Consider the following 25,125-nt stretch of genomic DNA (forward strand, 5'->3'; position numbering starts at 1 on the left):
AAATCTGACCGGCGTGCTCGAAGCGACAATGCGTGACCCGTGAGGTCCGTGGCCCCGGCGCCAGACTTGCACACGGCCTGGACAGACCAAGATCGTTCGGCGTCGGCGGGCGACCTACCCACCATTTTCACGCCTGCGCAGCGTCCTCCCCAAGGGGACCGGGTGACTTGCAGTTATCGACACCTATTGTCTTATTTGTCCGTCGATAACTGCAAGATCGTCGCGTATTGCCGATTCAGATCCATCTACATCGATGCAGACGTGGCCGCCGCCGGAAAGATCGAGGCACACAGCAGAGCCGGCGCCAGCACAGATGGTTGCGGGGGGCCCGGGACAGGGCCCCCCGCAGGGAAGGGACGGCAGGCTGCTGGATCACAGCCGAGGACCGACCGCCAGCATCATGTTGCTCAGGGCGACCGCTAACGGTAGATCCCCTCGGACGTGACTGGCACCACGTCCACCCGGTTCAACGATCCGCCGGACGGACCGGTGACGGTGCCAGGCCCGCCGGCGGATCGCCGGTCAGTAAGCGGTCAGCCCGGTCAGCCCGGTCAGTAAGCGGCCAAGCCCGGGCGGCTCAGCCGTTGGTCAGACGTTCAGGCGCTTGGCCAGGTTCGCGTCCAGCGCCGACATGAACTCGTCGGTGGTCAGCCACGGGGCGTCCCGACCGATCAGCAATGCCAGATCCTTGGTCATCTGGCCGCCCTCGACGGTGTCGATGCAGACCCGCTCCAGCGTGTTGGCGAACTCGGTGACCGCCGGGTTGCCGTCCAGCTTGCCCCGGTGTGCCAGGCCCCGGGTCCAGGCGAAGATCGACGCGATCGGGTTCGTCGACGTCTTCTCGCCCTTCTGCCACTGCCGGTAGTGCCGGGTGACCGTGCCGTGCGCCGCCTCGGCCTCCACCGTACGGCCGTCCGGGGTCATCAGCACCGAGGTCATCAGACCGAGCGAGCCGAAACCCTGCGCGACCGTGTCCGACTGCACGTCACCGTCATAGTTCTTGCAGGCCCAGACAAAACCGCCCTCCCACTTGAGCGCGGCGGCGACCATGTCGTCGATCAGCCGGTGCTCGTAGGTGATCCCGGCCGCGGCGAACTCAGCGGCGAACTCGGCCTCGAACACCTCGGCGAAGAGGTCCTTGAACCGGCCGTCGTACGCCTTGAGGATGGTGTTCTTGGTCGACAGGTAGACCGGGTAACCACGGTCCAGTCCGTAGCGCAGCGAGGCGCGGGCGAAGTCCCGGATCGACTCGTCGAAGTTGTACATGCCCATCGCGACGCCGCCACCGGCGAAGTTCGCGACCTCGATCTCGACCGGGGCGCTGCCGTCGGCCGGGGTGTAGGTGATGGTCACCGTACCCGGTCCGGGCACCACGAAGTCGGAGGCCTTGTACTGGTCGCCGTGGGCGTGCCGGCCGATGATGATCGGCTTGGTCCAGCCGGGCACCAGCCGCGGCACGTTCGACATGATGATCGGCTCGCGGAACACCACCCCGCCGAGGATGTTACGGATGGTGCCGTTCGGCGACCGCCACATCTTCTTCAGGCCGAATTCCTCGACCCGGGCCTCGTCCGGGGTGATGGTGGCACACTTGACGCCGACGCCATGCTGCTTGACGGCGTTCGCGGCGTCCACCGTCACCTGGTCGTCGGTCTCGTCACGGTACTGAATCGACAGATCGTAGTAGTGCAGGTCGACGTCGAGGTAGGGCAGGATCAGCTGCTCCCGGATCTGCTTCCAGATGATCCGGGTCATCTCGTCGCCGTCGAGCTCGACAACCGGGTTCGTTACCTTGATCTTCGCCATCGACCGGCGCTCCTCTCGGGAACTCGTGTTAGCAGTACGAGCGTACTGGATTGCCGGCCGACGCGTGCGGGCGGTGACCACGGCAGCGACGAACGGCACCCGCAGGGCGAGTCCGGGGTAGGCCCGGGACAGTGGTCCCGCAGACGCCGTGGCGGGATCCCACCGACGACACCGGGGCGGGTCCGGCGTCACCCGCCGGACCCGCCCCGGTCAGTTCCAATCCGTCGCTCAGAGGCCGGCGACGTCCGCCTGCTTGGCCCGGACCGCCTCGGCCGCCTCGGCCAGCGCGACCCGCTCCGACTCGGTCAGGTCGGTGGTGACCACCCGGCGCACGCCCGCCGCGCCCAACTCCGCCTCGACGCCCAGGTAGACGCCGTCGATGCCGTACTCGCCGGTGACCCAGGCGCAGACCGGCATCACCGCGCCGGAGTCCTCGGCGACCGCCTTGGCCATCCGGGCCGCGGCCGCCGACGGCGCGTAGTACGCCGATCCGGTCTTGAGCAGCGCGACCACCTCGGCGCCGCCGTTGCGGGTACGGACCACCAGCTCCTCGACCTTGTCCGCTGGCAGCAGCTCGGTCAACGGCTTGCCGTTGACGGTGCACTGCGAGGGCACCGGCACCATGGTGTCGCCGTGCGACCCCAGGGTCAGCGTGCGTACCGACGCCACCGGTACGGCGAGCGTCTCCGCGACGAAGTGCGAGAACCGTGCGCTGTCCAGCATGCCGGCCTGGCCGAGCACCCGGTTGCGCGGGAAGCCGGTGGCGATCTGGGCCAGCGCGGTCATCTCGTCGAGCGGGTTGGACACCACGATGACGACCGCGTCCGGGGCGTACCGGGCGACGTTCTCCGCCACCCCACGAACGATCTTGGCGTTCACCCCGAGCAGATCCATCCGGCTCATCCCCGGCTTGCGCGGCAGACCGGCGGTGACGATGACGACGTCGGAGCCGGAGATCACCTCGTAGCCGGAACCGTCCACGCCGGTGGTGGCCCCGACGACCTTGGTCTCGAAGCCCTCGATCGGCCGCGACTGGTTGAGGTCGAGGGCTAGTCCCTCGGGCTTGCCTTCGATGATGTCGGTCAGCACGACGGTGTCGAAGATGTCGTACTCGGCCAGGCGCTGCGCGGTCGTCGAGCCGTAGAAGCCGGCCCCGACGACGGTGACCTTCTTGCCCATTGTCGTCTCACTCCCTGCTACCGGGCGAATTTGTCGGGACCGTATCAGCCAGGTAACGGCTCGGCGGCCCAGGGGCGCGACCGGAGACCCAGTTCACGCCCGGTGCCGCGAGCTCATCGCCCGGCGATGCCCCGTTCGGCCAGCTCGACCACGTTGGTGAGCAGCATCGCCCGCGTCATCGGACCGATCCCGCCGGGCACCGGGGCGACCGCGCCGGCCACCTCGGCGACGTCCGGGGACACGTCACCGGTGTACTGACCCTTGCCGTTCTCGCCGATCACCCGGGTGATGCCGACGTCGATGACCGTGGCCCCCGGTGTGATCATCTCAGCGGTGACCAGGCCGGGCACCCCAGCGGCGGCGATCACGATCTCCGCCCGCCGGGTGTGGTCGCCCAGATCGAGCGTGCCGGTGTGGCACAACGTCACCGTGGCGTTCTCGCTGCGCCGGGTCAGCAGCAACCCCAGCGGCCGGCCGACGGTGGTACCCCGACCGATCACCACCACCTCCGCACCCCGGAGCCGGATCTCGTTGCGACGCAGCAACTCGACGATGCCCCGGGGAGTGCAGGCGACCGGCGCGTCGAAGCCGAGCACCAACCGGCCGAGATTGACCGGGTGCAGCCCGTCGGCGTCCTTGTCCGGGTCGACCCGCTCCAGCACCCGCTGCGTGTCGATCTGCGAAGGCATCGGCAACTGCACGAGGTAGCCGTGGCACGCCGGGTCGGCGTTCAACTCGGCGACCACCGCCTCCACCTGCTCCTGGCTGGCGTCGACGGGCAGGTCCCGCCGGATCGAGGCGATCCCGACCTCGGCGCAGTCGCGGTGCTTGCCGTCGACGTACGCGTGGGAGCCGGGATCGTCACCGACCAGCACGGTCCCCAACCCGGGAGTCACGCCCTGCTCGGCGAGGGCCTTGACCCGGGTACGCAGTTGATCCTTGATGGCAGCAGCAGCCGCCTTGCCGTCCAGTATTGTCGCGCTCACGCCGCCGATCGTCTCACGTCGCCCGATTCGCCCCGGCCGGTACCTCGCCGGCAGTCACCGCCGCGGCAGTCGTCAGTCACCGGCACGGCCGCCAGCGGTCACCGGCACGGCCGCCAGCGGTCACCGGCACGTCAGCCGAAAGTCGCCGTCAGGGACGCACGTCGGCGCCGTACGCGGCCGCGAACAACGCCGCCTGCGCCAGGTCGATCCGCGCCCCGGTGACATCGAGGCCGCGCAACTGCACCCCGGCCAGGTCGGCGCCGCGCAGATCCGCCCCGCGCAGCTTCGCGTTGGTCAACCGGGCGTAGCCGAGGTCCGCCCCGGTCAGATCGACCCGGCTCAGGTTCGCCTCGCTCAGGTCGGCTTCCCGCAGTCGCAGCCCGGACAGCTTCGTGCCGGTCAGATCCTGCCCGCGTAGCAGCACGAACGCCCAGTCACCGCCGACCACGCGCAGTGGCCGCAAGGTGCAGTCGAGGAACTGGGTGCCGGTCAGTTTGCAGTCGTCGAAGGTCGCGTCGAACAACGACGAACGCCGGATCACGCAGTGCAGCAACGCACAACGGGTGAAGGTCGCCGCGTTCGCCCGTACGTTGGCCAGCACACAGTTGGTGAACACGCAGCCGGCCAGCGCCGCCTCGGTCAGGTCGACGTCGATGAACTCGCAGCGTTCGAACTGGATCCGTTCGAACTCGTCGAGCGCCCAGTCGGCGCCGACGATCCGTTCCTCGACTCGGTGCTGGGTCACCGACACGTCCGGCTCAGTGGAAGAAGTGCCGGGTGCCGGTCAGATACATGGTGGCCCCGGCGGCCGCCGCCGCCGCGATCACTTCCTCGTCGCGCAGTGATCCACCCGGCTGCACCACCGCCCGCACCCCGGCGTCGAGCAGCACCTGCAGACCGTCGGCGAACGGGAAGAAGGCGTCCGAAGCGGCCACCGCCCCGCTGACCCGACCGGCCCCGGCCCGGCTTACCGCCAACTGCGCGGCGTCGACCCGGTTGACCTGGCCCATGCCGACCCCGACGGTCGCGGTGTCGGCCGCGAGCAGGATCGCGTTGCTCTTCACCGCGCGTACCGCCCGCCAGGCGAACGTCAAATCGGCCAGCGAGTCGTCGTCGGCCGGCGAGCCGGTGGCCAGCCGCCAGGTCGCCGGATCGTCACCGGCGGCGTCGATCCGGTCGGCGGTCTGCGCCAACGTACCGCCGGTGACCTGCCGCCACTCGACGGCGGCCGGCTGCCACGCCGGGGCGACCAGCAGTCGCAGGTTCTTCTTCGCGGTGAGGGTCTCCACCGCGCCGGGGTCGAACCCGGGCGCCACCACGACCTCGGTGAAGATCTCCGCGATCTGGCCGGCCAACTCCGCGGTGACCGGCCGGTTGACCGCGATCACCCCGCCGTAGGCGGAGACCGGGTCGCAGGCGTGCGCCTTGCGGTGCGCCTGCGCGACGTCGACGCCGACCGCGATCCCGCACGGGTTGGCGTGCTTGATGATCGCCACCGCCGGGGCGGTGAAGTCGTTCACCGCCCGCCAGGCGGCATCGGCGTCGACGTAGTTGTTGTACGACATCTCCTTGCCGTGCAGCTGGTCGGCCTGGGCCAGCCCGGCCGGTGCCGCCGGGTCGAGGTAGAGCGCGGCCCGCTGGTGCGGGTTCTCGCCGTAGCGCAGCACGCTGCCCCGGCGCAGGGCGGTACCGGCGAACGCGGGCCAGTCGGCCAGCTCACCGCCGCCGGCCACGGGCTGATCGGCGGCACCGGCCGCCGCGTCGGTGTCGGCACCGACCAGCTCGCGGGCGCACCAGGCGGCGACCGCGACGTCATACTCGGCGATGTCGGCGAAGGCACGCGCCGCGAGGGCGCGGCGCTGGGTCAGGGTGAAGCCGCCGTCGGCGAGGGCCTGCTCGATCACCGGGTACGCCGACACCGAGGTGACCACCGCGACGCTGGCGTGGTTCTTCGCCGCCGCCCGGACCATCGCCGGGCCACCGATGTCGATCTGCTCGACGCAGCCGTCCAGGTCGGCGCCGGAGGCGACGGTCTGTTGGAACGGGTACAGGTTGGACACCAGCAGGTCGAACGGGGCGATGCCGAGGTCGGCGAGCTGCGCGACGTGGGCACCGGAACGCAGGTCGGCGAGCAGACCGGCGTGGATGTGCGGATGCAGGGTCTTCACCCGACCGTCCAGGCACTCCGGGAAACCGGTGACGTCCTCGACCCGTACCACCGGCACCCCGGCGGCGGCGATGGTGGTCGCCGTGGACCCGGTGGAGACGATCTCCACCCCGGCGGCGTGCAGCAGGGTGGCCAACTCGGTTAGGCCGGTCTTGTCGTAGACGCTGATCAGCGCACGACGGACCGGGCGACGGCCGCCGGGGACAGTGGTGATCGGGTTCATCCGATGGTGACCTTTCGGTGCGAGATGCTCCAGCCGTGCCGAACCAGCCGGCCGACGTACTCGACGAGCTGCGCCCGTTCCGCTTCCTTGATCCGCTCGGTGAGGCTCGCCTCGTCGTCGTCCGGCTCGACCGGCACCGCCACCTGCGCGATGATCGGACCGGTGTCCACTCCGGCGTCGACGAAGAACAGGGTGGCCCCGGCCAGTTTCACCCCGTACGCGAGCGCGTCCCGGGGTCCGTGCATACCCGGGAAGGCCGGGAGCAGCGAGTTGTGGGTGTTGATGTAACGATCGCCGAAGGCGGTCAGGAACTGGGTGCCGGCCAGCTTCAGGAAGCCGGCCGAGACGACCAGGTCAGGCTGGTGCGCGGTGACCTCGGCAGTCAGCGCGGCGTCCCAGTCCGCCCGGCTCTGGTGGTTGCCGACCTTCGTCACGAACGTCGGCACGCCCGCCGCCTTGGCCCGGTCGAGCCCGGCGATGCCGTCGCGGTCCGCGCCGACGGCCACCACCTCGGCGCCGTACGCCGGATCCGTGGCGGCGTCGAGCAACGCCTGCAGGTTGGTGCCGGAGCCGGAGACCAGCACGACGAGTCTGGCCGGGGACGATGTCACCCGAGCACCCTACCCGGCACCCCACCGGTGCCCGTCGAGCCGGCCCGGCCAGGTCCGGCCGGCTCCGCCCGTGGTGCTCGAGGAACCGTCTGCCAACCAGATTTGTGCAGACCAGATACGCTGCCGGACGCTCGGGCAAACACGATCTCCGACCGGCCTGAGCGTCGTCGTCGCGAAGGAGTTCCCTGTGCAGCCCGGCTACCCAGGCCAGGATCCGTACGGCCAGCAGCCCCAGCAGCCCCAGGATCCCACGTCATCGCCGCCCTCCGACCCGTACGGGCAGCCCGCCTACGGCCAGCCTTCCGACCCGTACGGGCAGCCGGCGTACGGCCAGCCGCCCACCTCCGGGCAACCCGCCTATGGCCAGCCGGCACCGGGCCAGCCGTACGGCGACCCGTACGCCCAGCAGCCGGTCCCGGGCCAGCCGTACCCTGCGGCCGCTTACGGCGTGCCGGGGCAGCCGAAGAACAACACCCTCGGCCTGGTCGGCATGATCGTCGGTATCACCTCGATCGTGCTCGCGCTGTGCTGCCCGCTGCTGGGCATCCCGGCCGCGATCGCCGGTGTGGTGCTCGGTTTCCTCGGCCGCAACAAGGCCGACCAGGGTCTGGCGGACAACCGCGGCCAGGCGATGGCCGGTCTGATCTGCGGCGCGGTCGGTGTGGTGATCGGTATCGCGAACGCCGTCCTCGGTGTCGTGTTGCAAACTGGCGGCGGAATCACCGGTTTCTGAGCCGCGGCTTTGACCGCCGCAGCTTTGACCGCACGCTTGTGACCCGGTGCTCCGGGCGGCCCGACCGATGCGGGTCGCCCGGAGCGCGTCTGCGGGTCGCCCGGGGCGCGTCTGCGGGTCAGCCGGTACGGTCCGTTGTCGGTGCCGCGACCGACCGTGCCGCAGCCGCACCGGCCACCGCCGCAACGGTCACCACCGCGCCGGCTGCGGCCGCCACCTGCCAGGGCACCGGCCCGATCTCGGCGAGCCGCCCGGCACCGAGCGGACCGCTGGAGGCGGCGGCGGCCATGCCGAGCAGCAACCCGGCGATCGGCCCACTGATCGCGGCCGCGCCCAGCAACGCGAACCAGCCGACCTGCCCAGTGCCGACGGCGGGCTGCCAACGCCTGTTCAGCACCCAGCCGGTGGTCATCGCGGCCAGGACCGGCAGCGCCAGCAGCGCGGCGCTGAGTCCGCCCGCCGGCCCGTTCGGCAGCCCGGCGAACAACGGCACCGCCGGCAGGCTTCCGAGGGTCACCTCGCTGGTCCGTACGGCCGTGTCCGCACCGAGCGCGAAGCCCGGCCCGAGCAGATAGGCCGCCGCCCACACGGTGGCGTTGGGGGCGTACGCCATGCTGAGCACGGTGATTCCGGCCTGCCCGGCGACACCCGCGCGGTACACGCCGATGGTGTCGGCGGCATCCCCGCCACCGATCGCCACCGACAGTCCGGCTGCGGCGGCACCGGCCGCGAGAACCAGCAGCGTCGCGACGAGCCCGGCCTGGATTCCGTTACGTAGTGGTGCCGGGCAGCGCAGCGACAGGCGGTCCAGTGTGCCGGTGGTCCGCGCCGCGCCGAACAGCGCTGCAAGGGCACCGAACACGCCCGTCCCGAGCGCGGCACGGGTCGGGTCGGCCGCCGTGGCCGTTGAGTCGGTGGCAACCGCCGCCACGGCGCCGATGCCGCCGTAGGCGATCCCGACGGCGATCGCGACGAGCAGGGCCTGGCCCGCTGATCCGCCGCGACGCGCGCCGATCGCCCGGGTGGTGTGCACCCCGGCCCGGTAGATCCGCCAGGCGGCGAGCACGCTGAGCATCAGCGGCGGCAGGCCGAGCGGACCGGTCGGGGTCTCCAGTGGTACGCCGTGCCCGAGCAACCAGGCGGCCAGGCCGACCTGGGCCGCGCCGGGCACCGACGATTCGCCTTCGGCGAGCCGGATGAGCCACGTCACCGCCGCCACCGGCAGGTAGGACACCAGCACGGCCCACAACGTGTTGACGGCTGCGGCGACGACCAGCGGTGCCCGCCCGCGCCGGGGCTGGCCGCGCCGGGGTGGCCGGGCGGCACTGTCGGGCGCACCACGATCCGCCGATCGCGGCCGGGGTTGCGGGGGGTGGGCGGCCATCGTGCCTACTTTGGCACGTCGGCGCCATGAACTGACGGCAATATCGCCGTGGCCTGGCCGGCCACTCGCCGAACCCACCGCCAATCCGGGCGAAAAGCCTTAGTGTCGGGGCAGACCGCGCGGCCGCCGGCCGTCGGGGCAGATTCGACGGGGGTGTTCGTGTCCACGCAATATCCACCACCTGCGGCGGCTGCCGGCAGCGACCGGAGCACCCTGTGGGGCGTGCTCGGGATCGTCATCGGCCTGCTCTGCTGCGGAATCCTCGGTGTCGTGTTCGGATTTCTCTCGATCCGCGACGCCAAACGCTTCGGTAAGTCGCCCGTGCTGGGCTGGGTGGCGATCGTGCTGAGCGTTCTCAACATCATCGGCAGCGGCATCGTCTGGGGAACCGGCAACTACCCGATCGGCTGATCCGCCTCGCATCGGGCCTCTGCCGGGCTGGCCGATTTCACCGACAAGGACGGTTTCGGGCCGTCGGCCGGGTTGCACCCGGCCGACGGCCCGAAACCGTTGGTGCCTCAGGCGCCGGTGACGACCTGGCGCATCAGCCGGGCGGTCTCGCTCGGCGTACGACCGACCTTCACGCCGGCCGCCTCCAGGGCGGCCTGCTTGGCCTCGGCGGTGCCCGCCGAGCCGGAGATGATCGCGCCCGCGTGCCCCATGGTCTTGCCGGGCGGCGCGGTGAAGCCGGCGATGTAGCCGACCACCGGCTTGGTCACGTTCGCCTTGATGAAGTCGGCGGCCCGCTCCTCGGCGTCACCACCGATCTCACCGATCATCACGATCGCGTCGGTGTCCGGGTCGTCCTGGAAGGCAGCGAGGGCGTCGATGTGGGTGGTGCCGATGACCGGGTCGCCACCGATACCGACGCAGGTGGAGAAGCCGATGTCCCGCAGTTCGTACATCAGCTGGTAGGTCAGCGTGCCGCTCTTGCTGACCAGGCCGATCCGGCCGGCCGGGGTGATGTCCGCCGGGATGATGCCGGCGTTGGACGCGCCCGGGGAGGCGATGCCTGGGCAGTTCGGCCCGACGATGCGGGTCTTGCCGCCGTTGGCCACGTTGTGCGCCCAGAAGGCGGTCGAGTCGTGCACCGGGATGCCCTCGGTGATCACCACCGCCAGCGGGATCTCGGCGTCGATCGCCTCGACCACCGCGGCCTTGGAGAACGCCGGCGGGACGAAGATGACCGTGACGTCCGCGCCGGTCTGCCGCATCGCCTCCGCGACACTGGCGAAGACCGGCAGTTTGACGTCGCCGAACTCGACCTGCTGGCCGGCCTTGCGCGGGTTGACGCCGCCGACGACGTTGGTGCCGGCGGCGAGCATCCGCCGGGTGTGCTTGGAGCCCTCGGAGCCGGTCATCCCCTGCACGATGACCTTGGAGTCCTTGGTCAGCCAGATCGCCATCTAGATCACTGTCCTTCCGGGCGGCCGGGGGCCGCTGCGGCGAGCTGTGCGGCCCGCTCGGCCGCTCCGTCCATGGTGTCGACCCGCTCGACGAGAGGGTTGGCGGCCGAGTCGAGGATGGCCCGGCCAGCTTCGGCGTTGTTGCCGTCGAGGCGTACCACCAGCGGCTTGGTGACGGTCTCGCCGCGCTGTTCGAGCAGGGACAGCGCCTGGACGATCCCGTTCGCGACCTCGTCACAGGCGGTGATGCCACCGAAGACGTTGACGAACACGGTCCGTACGTCCGGGTCGGAGAGCACGATCTCCAGCCCGTTGGCCATCACCGCGGCGCTGGCGCCGCCGCCGATGTCGAGGAAGTTGGCCGGCTTGACGCCGCCGTGGGCCTCACCCGCGTAGGCCACCACGTCGAGGGTGGACATGACCAGCCCGGCACCGTTGCCGATGATGCCGACCGACCCGTCGAGCTTGACGTAGTTGAGGTCCTTCTCCTTGGCCCGCTGCTCCAGCGGGTCGACGGCGGACTGGTCGACCATCGCCTCGTGGTCGGGGTGCCGGAAGCCGGCGTTCTCGTCGAGGGTGACCTTGGCGTCCAGGCAGAGCACCCGGCCCTCGGTGGTCCGGGCCAGCGGGTTGACCTCGACCAGGGTGGCGTCCTCGGCGATGAACGCCTGCCACAGGCGGACCGCGATGTCGATGATCTGGTCGGCGAGCTCGGCCGGGAAAGCAGCCGCGGTCACGATCTCGGCAGCCTTGGCCTCGTCCACCCCGACGTTGGCGTCGATGGCGATCTTCGCCACCCGCTCCGGGGTTTCCGCCGCGACCTGTTCGATGTCCATCCCGCCAGCGACGCTGGCGATGCAGAGGAAGGTCCGGTTGGCCCGGTCCAGCAGGTACGACAGGTAGTACTCCTCGGCGATGTCAGCCGTCACCGTCAACATTACCTTGTGGACGGTGTGGCCCTTGATGTCCATGCCGAGGATGTTGGTGGCGTGGGTGGTCGCCTCATCGGCGCCCTCGGCCAGCTTCACGCCGCCGGCCTTGCCGCGACCACCGACCTTGACCTGGGCCTTGACCACGACACGGCCGCCGAGGCGCTCGGCGATCGCGCGGGCCTCTTCCGGGGTGGTGGCGACACCGCCGGCGAGCACGGGCAACCCGTGTCGCTCGAACAGCTCGCGCCCCTGGTACTCGTACAGGTCCACGTTTGCGCGTCCCGTTCCGTCTCCGCGGCGCGCCGTCGCGCCGCCGCCAGCGTGCAATCCAGATGACTGCTCCGGTCACGAGCCGTGACCGGCCATTGGCGCAGCCTAACGATCCGGTCCGGCCATGCCAGCAGGCGGGCGGACGGTGTGCGCAAATGCACACGTTCAGCCGGCCACCCGGCTCCGAGCCACCGGCGCCTGCGGCGGGCGGCGGAACCGGGACCGAAAAAGGTCGGCGGGTCACGTAACCCCGGGTGACAGGCGTCGTTGACTCAGATGTCGGTGCACGAGCGGCACCGACACGAAAGCGGCCGATGCCCTGTCGGTCGAGGGGTGGCGGCGGGGCATCGTGCATGGAGAGGCCGGACGTGTGAGGGGTGCGTCCGGCCTCTCACCTATTTCCTCGGCCCGGCGCCACTTCTCCGGCCCCTACGTCTCGGCCAACTGCGCGGGAACGTTGCCGCGGACCCAGTCGACGATGTCGGCCGTACTGGCGCCGGGGGTGAAGATCCGGGCGACACCGAGCGCGGCGAGTTCGGCGATGTCGGCGTCGGGGATGATGCCGCCGCCGAACACGACGACGTCGTCGGCGCCGCGTTCGCGCAGCAGATCGAGCACCCGACGGAACAACGTGAGGTGTGCGCCGGACAGGACCGACAGTCCGACGGCGTCGGCGTCCTCCTGGATCGCGGTCTCGACGATCTGCTCCGGCGTCTGGTGCAGACCGGTGTAGACGACCTCGATCCCGGCGTCCCGCAGTGCCCTGGCCACCACCTTGACCCCACGGTCGTGCCCGTCCAGCCCGGGCTTGGCCACCACCACCCGGATTCGGGGTTCCATCGCTGTGTGCCTCCTGCCGGTGCGGTCGTGTCCCGTGCACGGCCCTGCTTAACGAAGGTTAACTAACCCCCGCACATACCGGGAGCCCCAGTCCAACCTGGGCGCGACCCTCGCCGACCAAAACTGAACGTGCGATAAGTATCGCTGAATGTAACCAGGAGTTACCAACGAGTGGGCCTATAAAACGTTACGAAATCGGACAATACACAACGGACGATCGCAGATCGTCAACAGTTTTTTGCGAGTCGGGTTGTGGCATGCCCGGGGGTTGGCTAAAGTGTCCACGGTTGTCCTCTGGTTTCGGCCAGAGCCAACCCGGCCAGCGAGCGTTAGTCATCAGGTTCCACGGCGCTCGCGATGCCGCCCAAACTACCCGCCAACGGAGGGTGTGCGTGCGCCAGCGCCTGTCAGCAGAACCCGATAGATATCGGGGTCGCCGCCGCGTACCAACCCCACCACGCAACCGTTACGCGGCCGTCATGACCACCGCCGTCGTCGGTGCCGGTGTCGTGGCTCTCGGGGCCGGTGCCATGCCCGACGCCAAGACCCTCAGCCCGGCGGCACTGGCCGACCTGGAGAACACGGCCGCACTCAGCGACCAGGCACTCGAACGCGCCAACGACGCGGATCGGGCATCACGCGACACCGACCGGGTGCCGACCACCTCGATGACCCAGGCAGCGCCGGACGTGTGGATGCTGCCGCTGCGCGGCTACACCTTCACCTCCCCGTACGGGATGCGGTGGGGCAAGCTGCACGCCGGTGTCGACCTCGCCGCCGCCGAAGGCACCCCGTTCCACTCGGTCCACGCCGGCACCGTCACCCTCGCCGGCTGGAACGGCGGGTACGGCTACTGCGTCATCGTCAAGCACGACGACGGCACCGAGTCGGTCTACGGTCACGCGTCACGGGTACGAGTCAACGTCGGCCAGCGGGTAGAGGCCGGCGACCTGCTCGGCGACGTCGGCAACACCGGCCATTCCTACGGTGCCCATCTACACCTCGAAGTGCATGTCGACGGCGAGCCCAAGGACCCGATCCCGTGGCTGCGGGACAAGGGAGTGGACATCAAGCTGCAGTACGAGGCAATCTACGGCTGAGCAGCCGGCCTCGCCGCTGAGCTTCCAAGCGTCAACCGCCCAGACCGTACGGTCTGGGCGGTCTGCTGTTGCCCGCCGGGCCTGGAAAGTGTTCTGCGTCACCTGGCAGATTATGACCAGGGTCACATCACGCTCCGCAGCCAAACTACGCAGAGCTACCGGGTCAGGTGCAGAACTCCCCCGTAGTACGTACGTTGCGTGACTTCTCCGGGCACCCAGTACCCACGCTCCGTGGTCGGCACACCACCATTTCCAGGTCGTGCCGCCTACCGCGGAGGTCCCCCCGTGCCGCACACCGAGCCCTCGGAGAACACCGCAACGCCGAACAACACCGCAACGCCGAACAACACCGCAACGCCGAACAACACCCCGGCCCGGCACCGGGCACCCGGTGCCGCACACCGCCTCAGCAGCCACGCCGCGGACCGTGCCCGGCACATCGGGCGACGAAGCCAGACCATCGCCCTGACCACCCTCGCCATCGCGGCGCTCGGGCTCGGCGGTGCCGCGACCGCGCTGAACTACCCCGAGACGCCGGAACAGGTCGAACCGGCGACGGCCGCAGCCCTCGCCGACCGGGCCGACGCCGCGAACCGGGCGAACCGCAGCGACCGCCGCCCCACGCCGATCGCCGATCCGACCGCGCAGGCCGGTTTCGGCGCGGCCGACGCCCCCCCGACCCAGAGCAGCACCAGCCGAGCCGCCGAGCCCACCGACGGCGATCCGACCGCTCAGGCGGGCGCTGACCCGGCACCGGCCACCGACGCCGCGACAACGACGGCCGCCGAAGCCGCCCCGGCCGAGCCGACGCCCGCCGCCACCCCGGACTGGGTCAACCCGATGCCCGGCGCCCAGACCACGTCCTGCTACGGACAGCGCTGGGGCGTCCTGCACGCCGGCGTCGACCTGGCCCTACCGGCCGGCACCCCGGTGCTGGCAGCCGGCGCCGGGAGCGTCTCGGTCGCCGGATGGGCCTACCCCGGCTACGGCATCTCCGTCGTGATCGACCACGGCGACGGCGTCCTCACCCACTACGCCCACCTGTCCGCGACCGCCGTCGCGGTGGGTGACCAGGTCGGCCCCGGCGACGTCATCGGCTCGGAAGGCTCCACCGGCGATTCCACCGGCCCGCACCTGCACTTCGAGGTGCACCTCGGCGGGCTGTGGAGCCAGGTCGACCCGGCACCGTGGATGCGTGAACGGGGCGTGGAACTGGGCTGTTGACCGGACGCCGGAATCAGACCTTTTCGATCGGCGCGTGGCGCAACACCAGCCACATCGTCTGATCGCCGAAGTCGATCTGAGCCCTGGCGGCCGGCCCGTGCCCCTCCACCGCCAACACCCGGCCCAGCCCGTACCGCTGGTGGTTGACCCGCTCACCGGCCTCGACCTTGGGTGCGGTCGGCAGCTCGCTGGCCGTGCTCAGCCGGCTCGGATCCACTCCGAGCCGCTGAGCCAGCCGAGCGGCTTTCGGCGTACCGCCGGCGAAGCCGCCGCCCCGCGCGACCAGCGACCGGTCCGCGGCGGCCGACCGACCGCCGACGCCGCCACCGGTGCCCGACCATGAGGTGTACGCCGCCTCGGTCCGCTCCCAGCGGACCAGCTCCGCCGGCAGCTCCGGCAGGAACCGCGACGGCGGGTTGTACGCGGGCTGCCCCCACGCCGCCCTGGTCACCGCCCGGGACAGGAACAGCCGCTGGCGGGCCCGGGTGATTCCGACGTACGCCAGCCGCCGCTCCTCCTCCAGCTCCCGGGTGTCGCCCAGCGCCCGCAGGTGCGGGAACACGCCGTCCTCCAGGCCGGTCAGGAAGACCACCGGGAACTCCAGCCCTTTGGCGGTGTGCAGGGTCATCAGGGTGACCACCCCCTGGTGATCCGGGTCGTCGTCGGGCACCTGGTCGGCGTCTGCCACCAACGCCACCTGCTCCAGGAACCCGGCGAGGGTCGCCGGCTCGTCCTGCGCCTCGACCCGCTCGGTGTACTCGCGGGCGACGCTGACCAGCTCCTGCAGGTTCTCCACCCGGCCGGCGTCCTGCGGGTCCAGGCTCTCCTCCAGCTCGGTCAGGTAGCCCGAGCGCAGCAGCACCGTCTCCAGGACCTCCTCCGGGGTGCCGGTCGCCGCCTGCTCGCGCACCCCGTCCAGCAGCGCCACGAACTCGTCGATCGCCTTCACCGCCCGGGTGGAGATCCCCGGTGCCTGCGCCGCACGGCCCAACGCGGCACCGAACGAGATCCGCTCCCGGGCGGCCAGCGCCTCGATACACGCCTCGGCCCGCTCGCCGATCCCCCGGCGTGGGGTGTTCAGCACCCGCCGGATGCTCACCGTGTCGTCGGCGTTGACCACCGCCCGCAGGTACCCGAGCGCGTCGCGGACCTCCTTGCGCTCGTAGAAGCGCACCCCGCCGACGACCTTGTACGGCAGACCGACCCGGATGAAGACTTCTTCGAAGACCCGGGACTGGGCGTTGGTCCGGTAGAAGACCGCCACGTCGCCGGGGCGCGCCGCGTCGTCGTCACAGAGCCGGTCGATCTGCCGGGCCACCCAGTCCGCCTCGGCGTGCTCGGTGTCCGCGACGTAGCCGACGATCGGCTCGCCGTCACCCTGGTCGCTCCAGAGCCGTTTCGGCTTGCGGCTGGCATTGTTGGTGATCACCGCGTTCGCGGCGCTCAGAATGGTCTGGGTGGACCGGTAGTTCTGCTCCAGCAGGATGGTGCGGGCCTGGGCGAAGTCTCGCTCGAACTCCAGGATGTTGCGGATGGTCGCGCCCCGGAACGCGTAGATGGACTGGTCGGCGTCACCGACCACGCACAGCTCGCCCGGTGCGACGTCGTCCGAGCCGTCCCCGACCAGCTCCTTGATCAGCTGATACTGGGCGTGGTTGGTGTCCTGGTACTCGTCGACCAGCACGTGCCGGAACCGCCGGCGGTAGCTGCCGGCCACGTGCGGATGGGCCTGGAGCAGATGCACCGTCGTCATGATCAGGTCGTCGAAGTCGAGGGCGTGTGCCTCGCGCAGCCGTCGCTGGTACAGCGTGTACGCCTCGGCGAGGGCCCGCTCGTTGGGGCCGGCCGCCCGGCCGGCGAACTCCTCCGGGTCGATCAGCTCGTTCTTCAGGTTCGACACCTGGTTGGCCAGACCACGGGCCGGATAGCGCTTCGGGTCCAGGTCGAGCTCGCGGGCGACGAGTTGCATCAGCCGGCGCGAGTCGTCGGCGTCGTAGATGGAGAAGGTCGATTTCAGCCCGGCGTGCTCGTGCTCGGCGCGCAGGATCCGCACGCAGGCGGAGTGGAACGTGGAGACCCACATCATCCGGGCCCGGGGTCCGACCAGCTTGCCGACCCGCTCCTTGAGCTCGCCCGCCGCCTTGTTGGTGAAGGTGATCGCCAGAACCTCACCGGGGTGGGTCTGCCGCGCCGCGAGCAGGTACGCGATCCGGTGGGTCAGCACCTTGGTCTTGCCCGAGCCGGCACCGGCGACGATCAGCAGCGGGCCACCGGCGTGGGTGACAGCCGCCCGCTGCGGGCCGTTGAGACCGGTCAGCAACGCCGCGCCGGCCAGGTTGGTGTCCGGGCCGCCGGCCAGGTTGTCGCCCGCGCTGGCGGGGCCCTCGGCACCGGTGGGCGCCGTCGGGGCTGCTGGGGTTTCGAAGAGTGGATGCATCGCTGGGCGATTCTATGCCGCAGGCCTGACAGCCTCGCCCGGCCTCGCCCGCCGGCGTCTCAGCAAGTGGCCGGTATCCCTAGCCGGACCGGGTATTCTTGCGCTGGCGCTGGCAGCCTGGGCATACTCGGGAGCGTGATCCGCGAGGCGCGATTTTACTTTACCTATGGCTCCGGGAGTCCGGCTGCCGTGGGTCACGCCTGATCATCAGACCTACGAAACGCCCCGGGCTCTCGCGAGAGCCCGGGGCGTTTCGCGTTCCGGGTTCCGCGTCCACCGGGGACCTGACAGCCCAGGAGGCAGGACATGGGGACCAACGCCGTAGCGCCGACCGACGACGGTGCGGCTCCGCCGACCGGTGGGGCGCAACCCGGTGATCCTCGGCAGACCGGAACGGATTCGCCGGACGCCGCCGAGCGGATCCTGGCTATCCGGAACCGGATCAACGAGATCGACGAAACGATGATCTCGTTGTGGCAGGAACGCGCCGAGCTGTCGAGACAGGTCGGCGCGGTGCGGATCGCCTCGGGCGGCACCCGGCTGGTGCTGTCCCGGGAACGGGAGATCGTCGACCGTTTCCGGGCCGCGCTGGGTGCCGACGGCACGCAACTGGCCCTACTGGTCCTCCGGGCCGGCCGCGGCCCACTCTGAGCCCCCCACCCACGCGATCTTGCAGTTATCGACGGTCATACCGGACAAAAGCTATCGATAACTGCAAGATCGCCGGGGTACGGGTGGGCTACTCGACGGCGTGGACGACGTCGCGTACCTCGGCGAAGTGGCAGGCGCTCGGGTGAGCCGAGGCGTCCCGGATCATCAGCGGAGGTTCCTCCGCGGCGCAGATGTCCTGCGCCTTCCAGCACCGGGTACGGAACCGGCAACCCGACGGCGGATCGGCCGGCGACGGCACGTCACCTTCCAGGACGATCTGGTCCCGCAGGCCACGTACCGTCGGATCCGGCAGCGGCACCGCGGAGAGCAACGCCTGGGTGTACGGGTGGGTCGGCCGCTCGTAGATCTCCTCCTCGGTGCCGATCTCCACGATCTTGCCGAGATACATCACCCCGACCCGGTGCGCGATGTGCCGCACCACCGACAGGTCGTGCGCGATGAAGATGTACGACAGGCCGAGTTCCTTCTGCAACTGCTCCAGGAGGTTGATCACCTGAGCCTGGATCGACACGTCCAGTGCGGAGACCGGCTCGTCGCAGAGGATGATCTCCGGGCGCAGCGCCAATGCCCGGGCGATGCCGATCCGCTGCCGCTGCCCACCGGAGAACTGGTGCGGGTAGCGGTTGACGTGGTCCGGGTTGAGACCCACCAGCTCCAGCAGCTCCTGGACCCGACGGCTGCGGTCGCTCTTCGGGGCCACGTCCGGGTGGATCTCGAACGGTTCGCCGATCAGGTCGCCGACCGTCATCCGCGGGTTCAGCGATGTGTACGGATCCTGCATCACCAACTGGATGTTGCGCCGCGCCCGTCGGGTCTCGGCGCCGCTGCGGCTGGCGATGTCCTTGCCGTGCACCACGATCGAGCCGGCTGACGGAGTCTCCAGCCCAACCAGCAACTTGGCCAGCGTGGACTTGCCACAGCCGGACTCGCCGACGATGCCAAGCGTCTCGCCCCGGTGCAGCGAGATGTTGATGCCGTCGACCGCGCGTACCGCGCCGAACTGCTTCTTGAACAGGATGCCCCTGGTCAGCGGGAAATGCTTGACCAGGTCCTTGGTCTCCAGGACAACGTCACTCATCGCCCTTGACCTCCTTCCAGAAGTGGCAGGCGGAGGTGCGGGTGGGAGCGACCGAGAAACGTGGCGGCTCCGGGTCCACCCGGCAGACGTCCTGCGCGTACCGGCACCTCGGGTTGAACGAGCAGCCCGGCGGGATGTTCGTCAGCGCCGGGGGCAGGCCCTTGATGACGTTCAGCTCCTGGCCCTTGAGGTCGATCCGAGGGATCGACTCCAGCAGGGCCTTCGTGTACGGGTGGGCCGGCGAAGCGTAGATGTCCCGGACCGGTGCCTCTTCGACGACCCGACCGGCGTACATCACCGAGATCCGGTCGGCGACATCGGCGACCACCCCCATGTCGTGGGTGATCAGCACCATGCCCATGTTGCGTTCCCGCTGCAGTTCGGCGAGCAACGTCATGATCTGGGCCTGCACGGTGACATCGAGTGCGGTGGTCGGCTCGTCGGCGATCAGCACCTCGGGATCGAGGGCCAGCGCCATCGCGATCATCACCCGCTGGCGCATGCCGCCGGAGAACTGATGCGGGAAGTCGGTCACCCGCTGCTTCGCGGCCGGGATCTTCACCAGGTCGAGCAGCTCGACCGCGCGGATCTTGCTGTCGGCCCGGGACATTCCCCGGTGTTTGCGGAACAGCTCACTGAGCTGGAACCCGACCGTGAAGACCGGGTTCAACGCCGACAGCGCGTCCTGGAAGATCATCGCGATCCGGTTGGCCCGGATCTTGCGCCGCTGCGACTCGGGCAAGGTGAGCATGTCGACGCCGCGGTACTTGATCTCCCCGCCGGTGACGAAACCGGGCGGCGAGTCGATGATGCCCATGATCGCCTGCGCGGTGACGCTCTTGCCGCAGCCGGATTCGCCGAGGATGGCCAGGGTCTCACCGGGCTGCAGCGAGAAGCTGACCCCGTTGACCGCATGCGCGATGCCGTTGCGGGTCCGGAATTCGACCTGCAGATCCTTGACGGCCAGGGGCGGGGCACTGGAGTCGAGGCCGGGCAGCGCATCGATGGTGGCGGTGATGCTCTTGTCTGTCGTCATGGCTCACCTCACCGCAGTTTCGGGTCGAGGGCGTCGCGCAGCGCGTCGCCCATGAGGATGAAGGAGAGCACCGTGCCGACCAGCAGTCCGCACGGGAAGAGCAGCAACCACGGATGCTCGAGGAAGTAGACCTGGTGCTGCGAGATCATGATGCCCCAGGACTCCTCCGGCGGCTGCAGGCCGACCCCGAGGTAGGTCAGCGTCGCCTCGGCGGAGACGAACGCGCCCAGGGTGATCGTCGCGTACACGACCATCGGGGCGATCGCGTTCGGCAGGATGTGCCGGATCATCAGCCGACCGTGCCCGGCACCCATCGCCTTGGCCGCCTGCACGTAGTCCAGCCCTTTGGACGACAGCACACTGCCCCGCATGATCCGGGCGATCGTGGTCCAGCCGAGCACGATGAGGACGATGGCAAGGGTCCAGACGTTCTGTTGCTTGATCACTGTCAGGAAGACGATCGCACCGAGCAGGAACGGCAGCGAGAAGAAGATGTCGGTGATCCGGGAGATGATCGCGTCCACCCAGCCGCCGAAGTACCCGGCGAGCAGACCCGCGATACCACCGAAGAGGACGATCCCCAGGGTGGCGAAGATCGCGATCTGCAGGGACGGCCGGGCACCGTAGATGGCGTGCGAGTAGTAGTCGCACCCCAGGTTGTTGAACCCGAACGGATGCTCCCAGCTGGGCGGGATCCTGGTCCGCTGGACGTCACAGGCCCGTGGGTCCTGGCGGGTCCACAGGATCGGAAACGCAGCCATCGATGCCACCAGCAGCACGTAGATGGAGGCGACGATGAAGACCGGGTCACGCAGCAGCTGGCGCCGCGCGTCGGCCCACAAGCTGGCGCTTCGCTCGTTCGTGGGCTGGGCTGGTTCCGATGGTGGCGGCGCCACCTCGGTGCCACCGGCAGTGGCCGTGGGATGGGTCGAATCACTCATGGGTGGCACCTCGCTACGCTCGGTCCGCCGTGGATCGGCACGGCACCGGGCCGGATGTTCGGTCCATTGCGATCACTCATAGCGGATCCTCGGGTCGAGGACCGCGTAAAGCAGGTCCACCAGCAGGTTCACCAGCAGGAAGACCATGACCAGCATCGTCACCACGCCGATTGCCACCGGGGCCTCGCCCGACGTGGCGGCCTGGGCGACCAGCGATCCGATACCGCGGACGTTGAAGATCCGCTCGGTGACCACCGCACCGCCCATCAGCGCGCCGATGTCGACACCGAGGTAGGTGATCACCGGAATCAACGAGTTACGCAGCGTGTGCACCCCGATGACCCGTTGGTTGGTCAGGCCCTTGGCCTTGGCCGTACGCACGTAGTCGGCCCGGACGTTCTCCATGATGCTGGTCCGGGTGAGCCGCGCGGTGGTCGCCAGCGAGACCGCGCCGAGCACCATGCCGGGGATGACCAGGCTGGCGGTCGGGTAGTCGGCGATGAAGCCGGCGCCGAAGACACCGCGGGAGATCACTTCCGGTATCCAGTCCTGGCCCCGCAGGACGTTGCCGAACTCGACACCGACGTACTGGCGGACCACGACACCGAGCACGAAGATCGGCACGGAGATGACGAAGACCGTGGAGATCTTGACCAGGTAGTCCCAGAAGCTGCCGTTACGCAGGCCGGCCAGGACACCGGCGAGGATGCCGATGACCGCCTCGAAGACGATGGCGATCAGTACGAGCCGGAGGGTGTGCGGCAGGGCCCGGGAGACCAGCTCGGTGACCGGTTCCTGCTGCAGATTGATGCCGAAGTCGAAGTGCAGGAAGATGCTCTGCAGCCGGTCGGCGAACAGGCCGATGCACCAGTTGCCCGGCTGCTCCAGGCAGTCGTCGCCGAAGCCGAGCTTCTCGGTCATGGCGGCGAGCTGCGCGTCGGTCGGCTTGCGGTCCCCGAAGATCGCCCGGACCGGGTTGCCGCTGAACTGGATGCCCAGCGACGTGACGTAGTGCAGTAGGAACATGGTGCCCAGCACGGTGGGAATGAACTGGAGCAACCGTCGGATGACGTAGCGCCCCATGTCGGGGGTCTCCTCTCGGCGCTAAACGTGGCGGCAACAGGCCCCCTCGTGGGAGTTCCCGTTGCCGCCACGTCGCGTTACGGCTTGATCAGTCAGACTCGCAGGTCAGGAGTTCTTCAGAGTGATCTTTCCGTACTCAGCGTCCGAGATCTTGTTCCAGACGAACTCGTCGACGTTCTCGCCGTACAGCGCGGCGATCTTGCTGAACCACATCGGGATGACCGGCATGTCCTCCACGATGAGGTCCTCGGCCTGGTTGTAGAACGGGATCGCCGCCTCGAGGTCCGCTGCGGCGTCGCCCTGGGCGATCAGCGCGTCGAAGTCCGGGTTGTTGTAGCCCGAGCTGTTGCTGTCCGAGCCGGAACCGTAGAGCGGGTAGAGGTAGGTCTCCACCACCGGGTAGTCCGGGCCCCAGCCGAGGCGGAACGGACCGGTGAACTCCTTCTCGTCGGCCGTGGCCAGGTACTCGGGGAACTGCAGGTTGACCTTCAGCTCGTAGTCGATGCCCAGCGCGGCCTTGATCTGGTCGCCGACCGCCTGCAGCCACTGCTCGTGACCGGCACCGGCGTTGGCCCACAGGGTCAGCGGGCCACCCTCCCAGCCACCGGCCTCGGCCAGCAGCTCCTTGGCCCGATCGATGTCCTGGGTGCAGTAGTCACAGACGCCCGGACGGTAGCCGTCGAAGGTCGGTGCCACGACGCCCTCGGCCGGGGTGAACCGGCCGTCGAAGACCGCGTCGATGATGCCCTGCCGGTCCAGCGCGAGCGAGAATGCCTGGCGGATCCGCTTGTCGGCGAAGCGCTCGTCGTAGGTCGGGAGGCCGACGTAGGTGAAGCTGTCGCCGGGTGCCTCGTACATCTGCTCGCCGTACTGCTGCTTGGCTTCCTGGTACCGCGCCGGCGGGATGGTGTACATGACGTCCAGCTCGCCGGACTGGAAGGCGGCGTAACCGGCGTCCACATCGGCGTAGATCTTGTACTCGAGGACGTCGGCCTTGCCCTTGTCCTCACCGGCCCAGGTGTCGCTACGCGCCAGCGTGATGCCGACGTCGTGCTGCCAGCTGCCGTCGATCTTGTAGGGGCCGTTGCCGATCGGCGTCTCGTTGCAGGCGTCGGTGTCGCTGGCGCAGGCCTCGGCCATCGGGAAGAAGCCGGAGTAGCCGACGATCGCCGGGAAGCCGGCGAACGGCTCCTTCAGCTCGACGGTGAAGGTCAGGTCGTCGACCTTGGCCAGACCGGAGAGCTCCTCGGCCGCCGGCTCTTCGCCGCTGACCTCGTCGATGCCGGCGATGCGCTTCATGAAGTACGCGTTGTTCTGGGCGTTCGGCCCGTACGCCGTGTAGTTCCACGCCCGGATGAAGGCGTCGGCGTTGACCGGCTCGCCGTTGTCGAAGGTGTAGCCGTCCTTGAGCTTGACGGTCCAGGTCTTGTTGTCCTCGGATTCCATCGACTCGGCGAGATCCATCTCTGGCTCACCGGTCTCGGCGTTGTACTTGACCAGACCGCGGTAGAGCTGGCGGAGCACCAGGATCGACGGCTCGTCATCGCCAGCGGACGGCATCAGGAAGGCCGGCTCCGAGGCATAGATGCGAAGCGTGCCGCCGGAGTCGTTGGACTCCGGGGCCTCTCCGCTGTCGCTACTGCAAGCGGTGGCGAACAGAGCGATGGCGGTCGCTGCAACCGCCACTTTTAGGGTTTTCCCACGCATGGGAGGAGCCTCCTCAGGGCGCTCACGGGGGGGGTTGTGAGGTGACTGACACTGTGACACCAGGTAGCCCGTTACGTGAAGGTGCCGTTATCAAGCCGATACGCGGTCGGGACTGCCTCGATACGCCGATCGAAATCTCTCGACCTCGCCTCGAACCCATCCTGACCAGGGCATCGGACCACTGTACAACCCGGATTACCGAAGAGTAGGAACGCCCGTGTGTGACCTTCCCCGCGAGCCCTCCATTACGATAGGACGTCATGTGCCTACCTAGCGTCACCCCTTGTGTAAGGTGTCCGATTGCCGGATTAGCGGCAATTGCCAGTTTGTAACTTCGCAATGAACGGCGATCCGCAGCAGACCCACCCTGGCCCGGGGCGACCAGGCATCTTGGTGGACAGCGCGACGTCAGACCGCCACCAGGTTCCCACCATTCGGGAGATAGAGCAAGTCCACTGATCGGTCAGATCAATCGACGATCGGCTGCCCATCTGGACAGTTCGTACCGGTTTGACATCTGCAGCTTTCGCAACACGTTCGAGACGTGGGTCTCCACCGTCTTGATCGAGATGAACAGCTCCTTGGCGATCTCCTTGTACGCGTAGCCCCGGGCGAGCAACCGCAGCACCTCACGCTCCCGGTTGGTCAACAGGTCCAGCTCCGGGTCCACCACCGGTGCGTCCGGCCGGGCCGCGAACGCGTCCAGCACGAACCCGGCCAGCCGCGGGCTGAACACCGCATCTCCCTCGGCCACCCGGTGAATCGCGGCCGCCAAGTCCTCCGGCGAGATCGTCTTGGTGACGTACCCGCGGGCACCGGCCCGGATCAGGCCAATCACGTCCTCGGCCGCGTCGGAGACGCTCAGCGCCAGGAACCGCACCGACGACCGGTCCCCGCCGGGGCCGCGCAGAATCGCGTCCAGCACCGCCCGCCCCCCACCATCCGGCATGTGTACGTCGAGCAGCACCACATCCGGACCGGTCGCGGCGATCCGGCTCACCGCCTCGGCGACCGTGCTCGCCTCCCCGACGACCTCCACGTGGACGCCGAGCTCCGCGCGTACCCCGGCGCGGAACATCGCATGGTCGTCGACCAGGAAGACCCGCAACCGCCGATCGTCCCCGGTGACCGGGTCACCGGGCGCCGGATGCTGCCTGAACGGCTCGCTCATCACTACTCGTCCTCGCTTCGTCTGTCGCCGGTTGCCGCCGCCCCGCCAGCCATCCCGCCAGCCGCCCCTGCGCCGGCGGGCGCCGGAGGTGAGGCTGTGGTCGCTGGGGCCGGAGACGGTGCCGGGCTCATTGGTGCCC

22 protein-coding genes are annotated in these 25,125 nt (G+C 69.4%); 5 read left to right on the top strand and 17 right to left on the bottom strand.

The window, feature by feature from the left end:
• Positions 1-588: 588 nt before the first annotated feature.
• The 6 genes from ACFHVL_RS25575 to purN all read right to left on the bottom strand — a co-directional run bounded on the left by ACFHVL_RS25575 (position 589) and on the right by purN (position 6,972).
• Positions 589-1,806 (bottom strand): NADP-dependent isocitrate dehydrogenase, encoded by a 1,218-nt coding sequence (locus ACFHVL_RS25575; RefSeq protein WP_416630986.1) that lies wholly within the window; start codon positions 1,804-1,806, stop codon positions 589-591.
• A 228-nt stretch (positions 1,807-2,034) separates the two neighbouring features.
• Positions 2,035-2,985 carry a malate dehydrogenase gene (gene mdh, locus ACFHVL_RS25580; protein WP_416630987.1) on the bottom strand — a complete coding sequence of 317 codons (951 nt, stop codon included), beginning with the start codon at positions 2,983-2,985 and terminating at the stop codon, positions 2,035-2,037.
• Between the two features lie 113 nt (positions 2,986-3,098).
• Positions 3,099-3,971, bottom strand: a complete 873-nt coding sequence (locus ACFHVL_RS25585) for a bifunctional methylenetetrahydrofolate dehydrogenase/methenyltetrahydrofolate cyclohydrolase (protein ID WP_416630988.1) — start codon at positions 3,969-3,971, stop codon at positions 3,099-3,101.
• 148 nt (positions 3,972-4,119) lie between these two features.
• The gene (locus ACFHVL_RS25590) at positions 4,120-4,716 is read right to left on the bottom strand and encodes a pentapeptide repeat-containing protein (protein ID WP_416630989.1); all 597 of its coding nucleotides are present in this window, start codon (positions 4,714-4,716) and stop codon (positions 4,120-4,122) included.
• Between the two features lie 13 nt (positions 4,717-4,729).
• Positions 4,730-6,361, bottom strand: a complete 1,632-nt coding sequence (gene purH / locus ACFHVL_RS25595) for a bifunctional phosphoribosylaminoimidazolecarboxamide formyltransferase/IMP cyclohydrolase (RefSeq protein WP_416630990.1) — start codon at positions 6,359-6,361, stop codon at positions 4,730-4,732.
• Positions 6,358-6,972, bottom strand: a complete 615-nt coding sequence (purN, locus tag ACFHVL_RS25600; protein ID WP_416630991.1) for a phosphoribosylglycinamide formyltransferase — start codon at positions 6,970-6,972, stop codon at positions 6,358-6,360. The genes purH and purN overlap by 4 nt, the downstream gene beginning before the upstream one ends.
• Before the next feature lie 187 nt (positions 6,973-7,159).
• Between purN and ACFHVL_RS25605 the strand changes: the two genes are divergently transcribed.
• Positions 7,160-7,705 (top strand): DUF4190 domain-containing protein, encoded by a 546-nt coding sequence (locus tag ACFHVL_RS25605; protein WP_416630992.1) that lies wholly within the window; start codon positions 7,160-7,162, stop codon positions 7,703-7,705.
• Between the two features lie 118 nt (positions 7,706-7,823).
• On the opposite strand, the gene ACFHVL_RS25610 is transcribed toward ACFHVL_RS25605, so the two are convergent.
• The gene (locus tag ACFHVL_RS25610; RefSeq protein ID WP_416630993.1) at positions 7,824-9,089 is read right to left on the bottom strand and encodes a DUF6350 family protein; all 1,266 of its coding nucleotides are present in this window, start codon (positions 9,087-9,089) and stop codon (positions 7,824-7,826) included.
• A gap of 159 nt (positions 9,090-9,248) precedes the next feature.
• Here ACFHVL_RS25610 and ACFHVL_RS25615 point away from each other — a divergent pair, with 159 nt between their 5' ends.
• The gene (locus ACFHVL_RS25615; RefSeq protein ID WP_416631014.1) at positions 9,249-9,500 is read left to right on the top strand and encodes a hypothetical protein; all 252 of its coding nucleotides are present in this window, start codon (positions 9,249-9,251) and stop codon (positions 9,498-9,500) included.
• Positions 9,501-9,607: 107 nt separating this feature from the next.
• On the opposite strand, the gene sucD is transcribed toward ACFHVL_RS25615, so the two are convergent.
• The 3 genes from sucD to ACFHVL_RS25630 form a co-directional block, all read right to left on the bottom strand.
• Positions 9,608-10,495: a succinate--CoA ligase subunit alpha gene (sucD, locus tag ACFHVL_RS25620; RefSeq protein ID WP_416630994.1), complete on the bottom strand. Its 888-nt coding sequence runs from the start codon at positions 10,493-10,495 to the stop codon at positions 9,608-9,610.
• Between the two features lie 5 nt (positions 10,496-10,500).
• The gene (gene sucC / locus ACFHVL_RS25625; protein WP_416630995.1) at positions 10,501-11,697 is read right to left on the bottom strand and encodes an ADP-forming succinate--CoA ligase subunit beta; all 1,197 of its coding nucleotides are present in this window, start codon (positions 11,695-11,697) and stop codon (positions 10,501-10,503) included.
• 429 nt (positions 11,698-12,126) lie between these two features.
• A complete protein-coding gene (locus ACFHVL_RS25630) occupies positions 12,127-12,537 on the bottom strand; it encodes a cobalamin B12-binding domain-containing protein (protein ID WP_416630996.1) in 411 nt (136 codons plus the stop codon).
• 392 nt (positions 12,538-12,929) lie between these two features.
• On the opposite strand from ACFHVL_RS25630, the gene ACFHVL_RS25635 reads away from it, so the two are divergent.
• Positions 12,930-13,637, top strand: coding sequence for a M23 family metallopeptidase (locus ACFHVL_RS25635; protein ID WP_416630997.1), 708 nt, complete (start codon positions 12,930-12,932; stop codon positions 13,635-13,637).
• Between the two features lie 285 nt (positions 13,638-13,922).
• A complete protein-coding gene (locus tag ACFHVL_RS25640) occupies positions 13,923-14,861 on the top strand; it encodes a M23 family metallopeptidase (RefSeq protein ID WP_416630998.1) in 939 nt (312 codons plus the stop codon).
• Between the two features lie 13 nt (positions 14,862-14,874).
• Here ACFHVL_RS25640 and pcrA read toward each other — a convergent pair whose 3' ends face one another.
• Complete coding sequence (pcrA, locus tag ACFHVL_RS25645) at positions 14,875-17,298, bottom strand: DNA helicase PcrA (protein ID WP_416630999.1); 2,424 nt, start codon at positions 17,296-17,298, stop codon at positions 14,875-14,877.
• Positions 17,299-17,604: 306 nt separating this feature from the next.
• Here pcrA and ACFHVL_RS25650 point away from each other — a divergent pair, with 306 nt between their 5' ends.
• The gene (locus ACFHVL_RS25650) at positions 17,605-17,949 is read left to right on the top strand and encodes a chorismate mutase (protein ID WP_416631000.1); all 345 of its coding nucleotides are present in this window, start codon (positions 17,605-17,607) and stop codon (positions 17,947-17,949) included.
• An 88-nt stretch (positions 17,950-18,037) separates the two neighbouring features.
• On the opposite strand, the gene ACFHVL_RS25655 is transcribed toward ACFHVL_RS25650, so the two are convergent.
• The 6 genes from ACFHVL_RS25655 to ACFHVL_RS25680 all read right to left on the bottom strand — a co-directional run bounded on the left by ACFHVL_RS25655 (position 18,038) and on the right by ACFHVL_RS25680 (position 24,986).
• Entirely contained in the window at positions 18,038-19,048 is a 1,011-nt protein-coding gene (locus ACFHVL_RS25655) for an ABC transporter ATP-binding protein (RefSeq protein WP_416631001.1), read from the bottom strand.
• Positions 19,041-20,084 carry an ABC transporter ATP-binding protein gene (locus tag ACFHVL_RS25660; protein ID WP_416631002.1) on the bottom strand — a complete coding sequence of 348 codons (1,044 nt, stop codon included), beginning with the start codon at positions 20,082-20,084 and terminating at the stop codon, positions 19,041-19,043. Before ACFHVL_RS25660 ends, ACFHVL_RS25655 begins: the two co-directional genes overlap by 8 nt.
• An 8-nt stretch (positions 20,085-20,092) precedes the next feature.
• Positions 20,093-21,025, bottom strand: a complete 933-nt coding sequence (locus tag ACFHVL_RS25665) for an ABC transporter permease (protein ID WP_416631003.1) — start codon at positions 21,023-21,025, stop codon at positions 20,093-20,095.
• A 72-nt stretch (positions 21,026-21,097) separates the two neighbouring features.
• Complete coding sequence (locus ACFHVL_RS25670; RefSeq protein ID WP_416631004.1) at positions 21,098-22,108, bottom strand: ABC transporter permease; 1,011 nt, start codon at positions 22,106-22,108, stop codon at positions 21,098-21,100.
• A gap of 105 nt (positions 22,109-22,213) precedes the next feature.
• Positions 22,214-23,815, bottom strand: coding sequence for a peptide ABC transporter substrate-binding protein (locus tag ACFHVL_RS25675; RefSeq protein WP_416631005.1), 1,602 nt, complete (start codon positions 23,813-23,815; stop codon positions 22,214-22,216).
• Between the two features lie 463 nt (positions 23,816-24,278).
• Positions 24,279-24,986 carry a LuxR C-terminal-related transcriptional regulator gene (locus ACFHVL_RS25680; protein ID WP_416631006.1) on the bottom strand — a complete coding sequence of 236 codons (708 nt, stop codon included), beginning with the start codon at positions 24,984-24,986 and terminating at the stop codon, positions 24,279-24,281.
• Positions 24,987-25,125 lie beyond the last annotated feature (139 nt).

This window comes from Micromonospora sp. LOL_023 (genome assembly GCF_048060115.1).
Classification (GTDB): Bacteria; Actinomycetota; Actinomycetes; order Mycobacteriales; family Micromonosporaceae; genus Micromonospora_E.

What these genes read in the sequence shown, in the direction of transcription:
- ACFHVL_RS25575 (WP_416630986.1), bottom strand. Translation starts at nt 1,806, where the DNA reads ATGGCGAAGATCAAGGTAACGAACCCGGTTGTCGAGCTCGACGGCGAC.
- mdh (WP_416630987.1), bottom strand. Translation starts at nt 2,985, where the DNA reads ATGGGCAAGAAGGTCACCGTCGTCGGGGCCGGCTTCTACGGCTCGACG.
- purH (WP_416630990.1), bottom strand. Translation starts at nt 6,361, where the DNA reads ATGAACCCGATCACCACTGTCCCCGGCGGCCGTCGCCCGGTCCGTCGT.
- ACFHVL_RS25610 (WP_416630993.1), bottom strand. Translation starts at nt 9,089, where the DNA reads ATGGCCGCCCACCCCCCGCAACCCCGGCCGCGATCGGCGGATCGTGGT.
- sucD (WP_416630994.1), bottom strand. Translation starts at nt 10,495, where the DNA reads ATGGCGATCTGGCTGACCAAGGACTCCAAGGTCATCGTGCAGGGGATG.
- ACFHVL_RS25630 (WP_416630996.1), bottom strand. Translation starts at nt 12,537, where the DNA reads ATGGAACCCCGAATCCGGGTGGTGGTGGCCAAGCCCGGGCTGGACGGG.
- pcrA (WP_416630999.1), bottom strand. Translation starts at nt 17,298, where the DNA reads ATGCATCCACTCTTCGAAACCCCAGCAGCCCCGACGGCGCCCACCGGT.
- ACFHVL_RS25650 (WP_416631000.1), top strand. Translation starts at nt 17,605, where the DNA reads ATGGGGACCAACGCCGTAGCGCCGACCGACGACGGTGCGGCTCCGCCG.
- ACFHVL_RS25655 (WP_416631001.1), bottom strand. Translation starts at nt 19,048, where the DNA reads ATGAGTGACGTTGTCCTGGAGACCAAGGACCTGGTCAAGCATTTCCCG.
- ACFHVL_RS25660 (WP_416631002.1), bottom strand. Translation starts at nt 20,084, where the DNA reads ATGACGACAGACAAGAGCATCACCGCCACCATCGATGCGCTGCCCGGC.
- ACFHVL_RS25665 (WP_416631003.1), bottom strand. Translation starts at nt 21,025, where the DNA reads ATGAGTGATTCGACCCATCCCACGGCCACTGCCGGTGGCACCGAGGTG.
- ACFHVL_RS25670 (WP_416631004.1), bottom strand. Translation starts at nt 22,108, where the DNA reads ATGGGGCGCTACGTCATCCGACGGTTGCTCCAGTTCATTCCCACCGTG.
- ACFHVL_RS25675 (WP_416631005.1), bottom strand. Translation starts at nt 23,815, where the DNA reads ATGCGTGGGAAAACCCTAAAAGTGGCGGTTGCAGCGACCGCCATCGCT.
- ACFHVL_RS25680 (WP_416631006.1), bottom strand. Translation starts at nt 24,986, where the DNA reads ATGAGCGAGCCGTTCAGGCAGCATCCGGCGCCCGGTGACCCGGTCACC.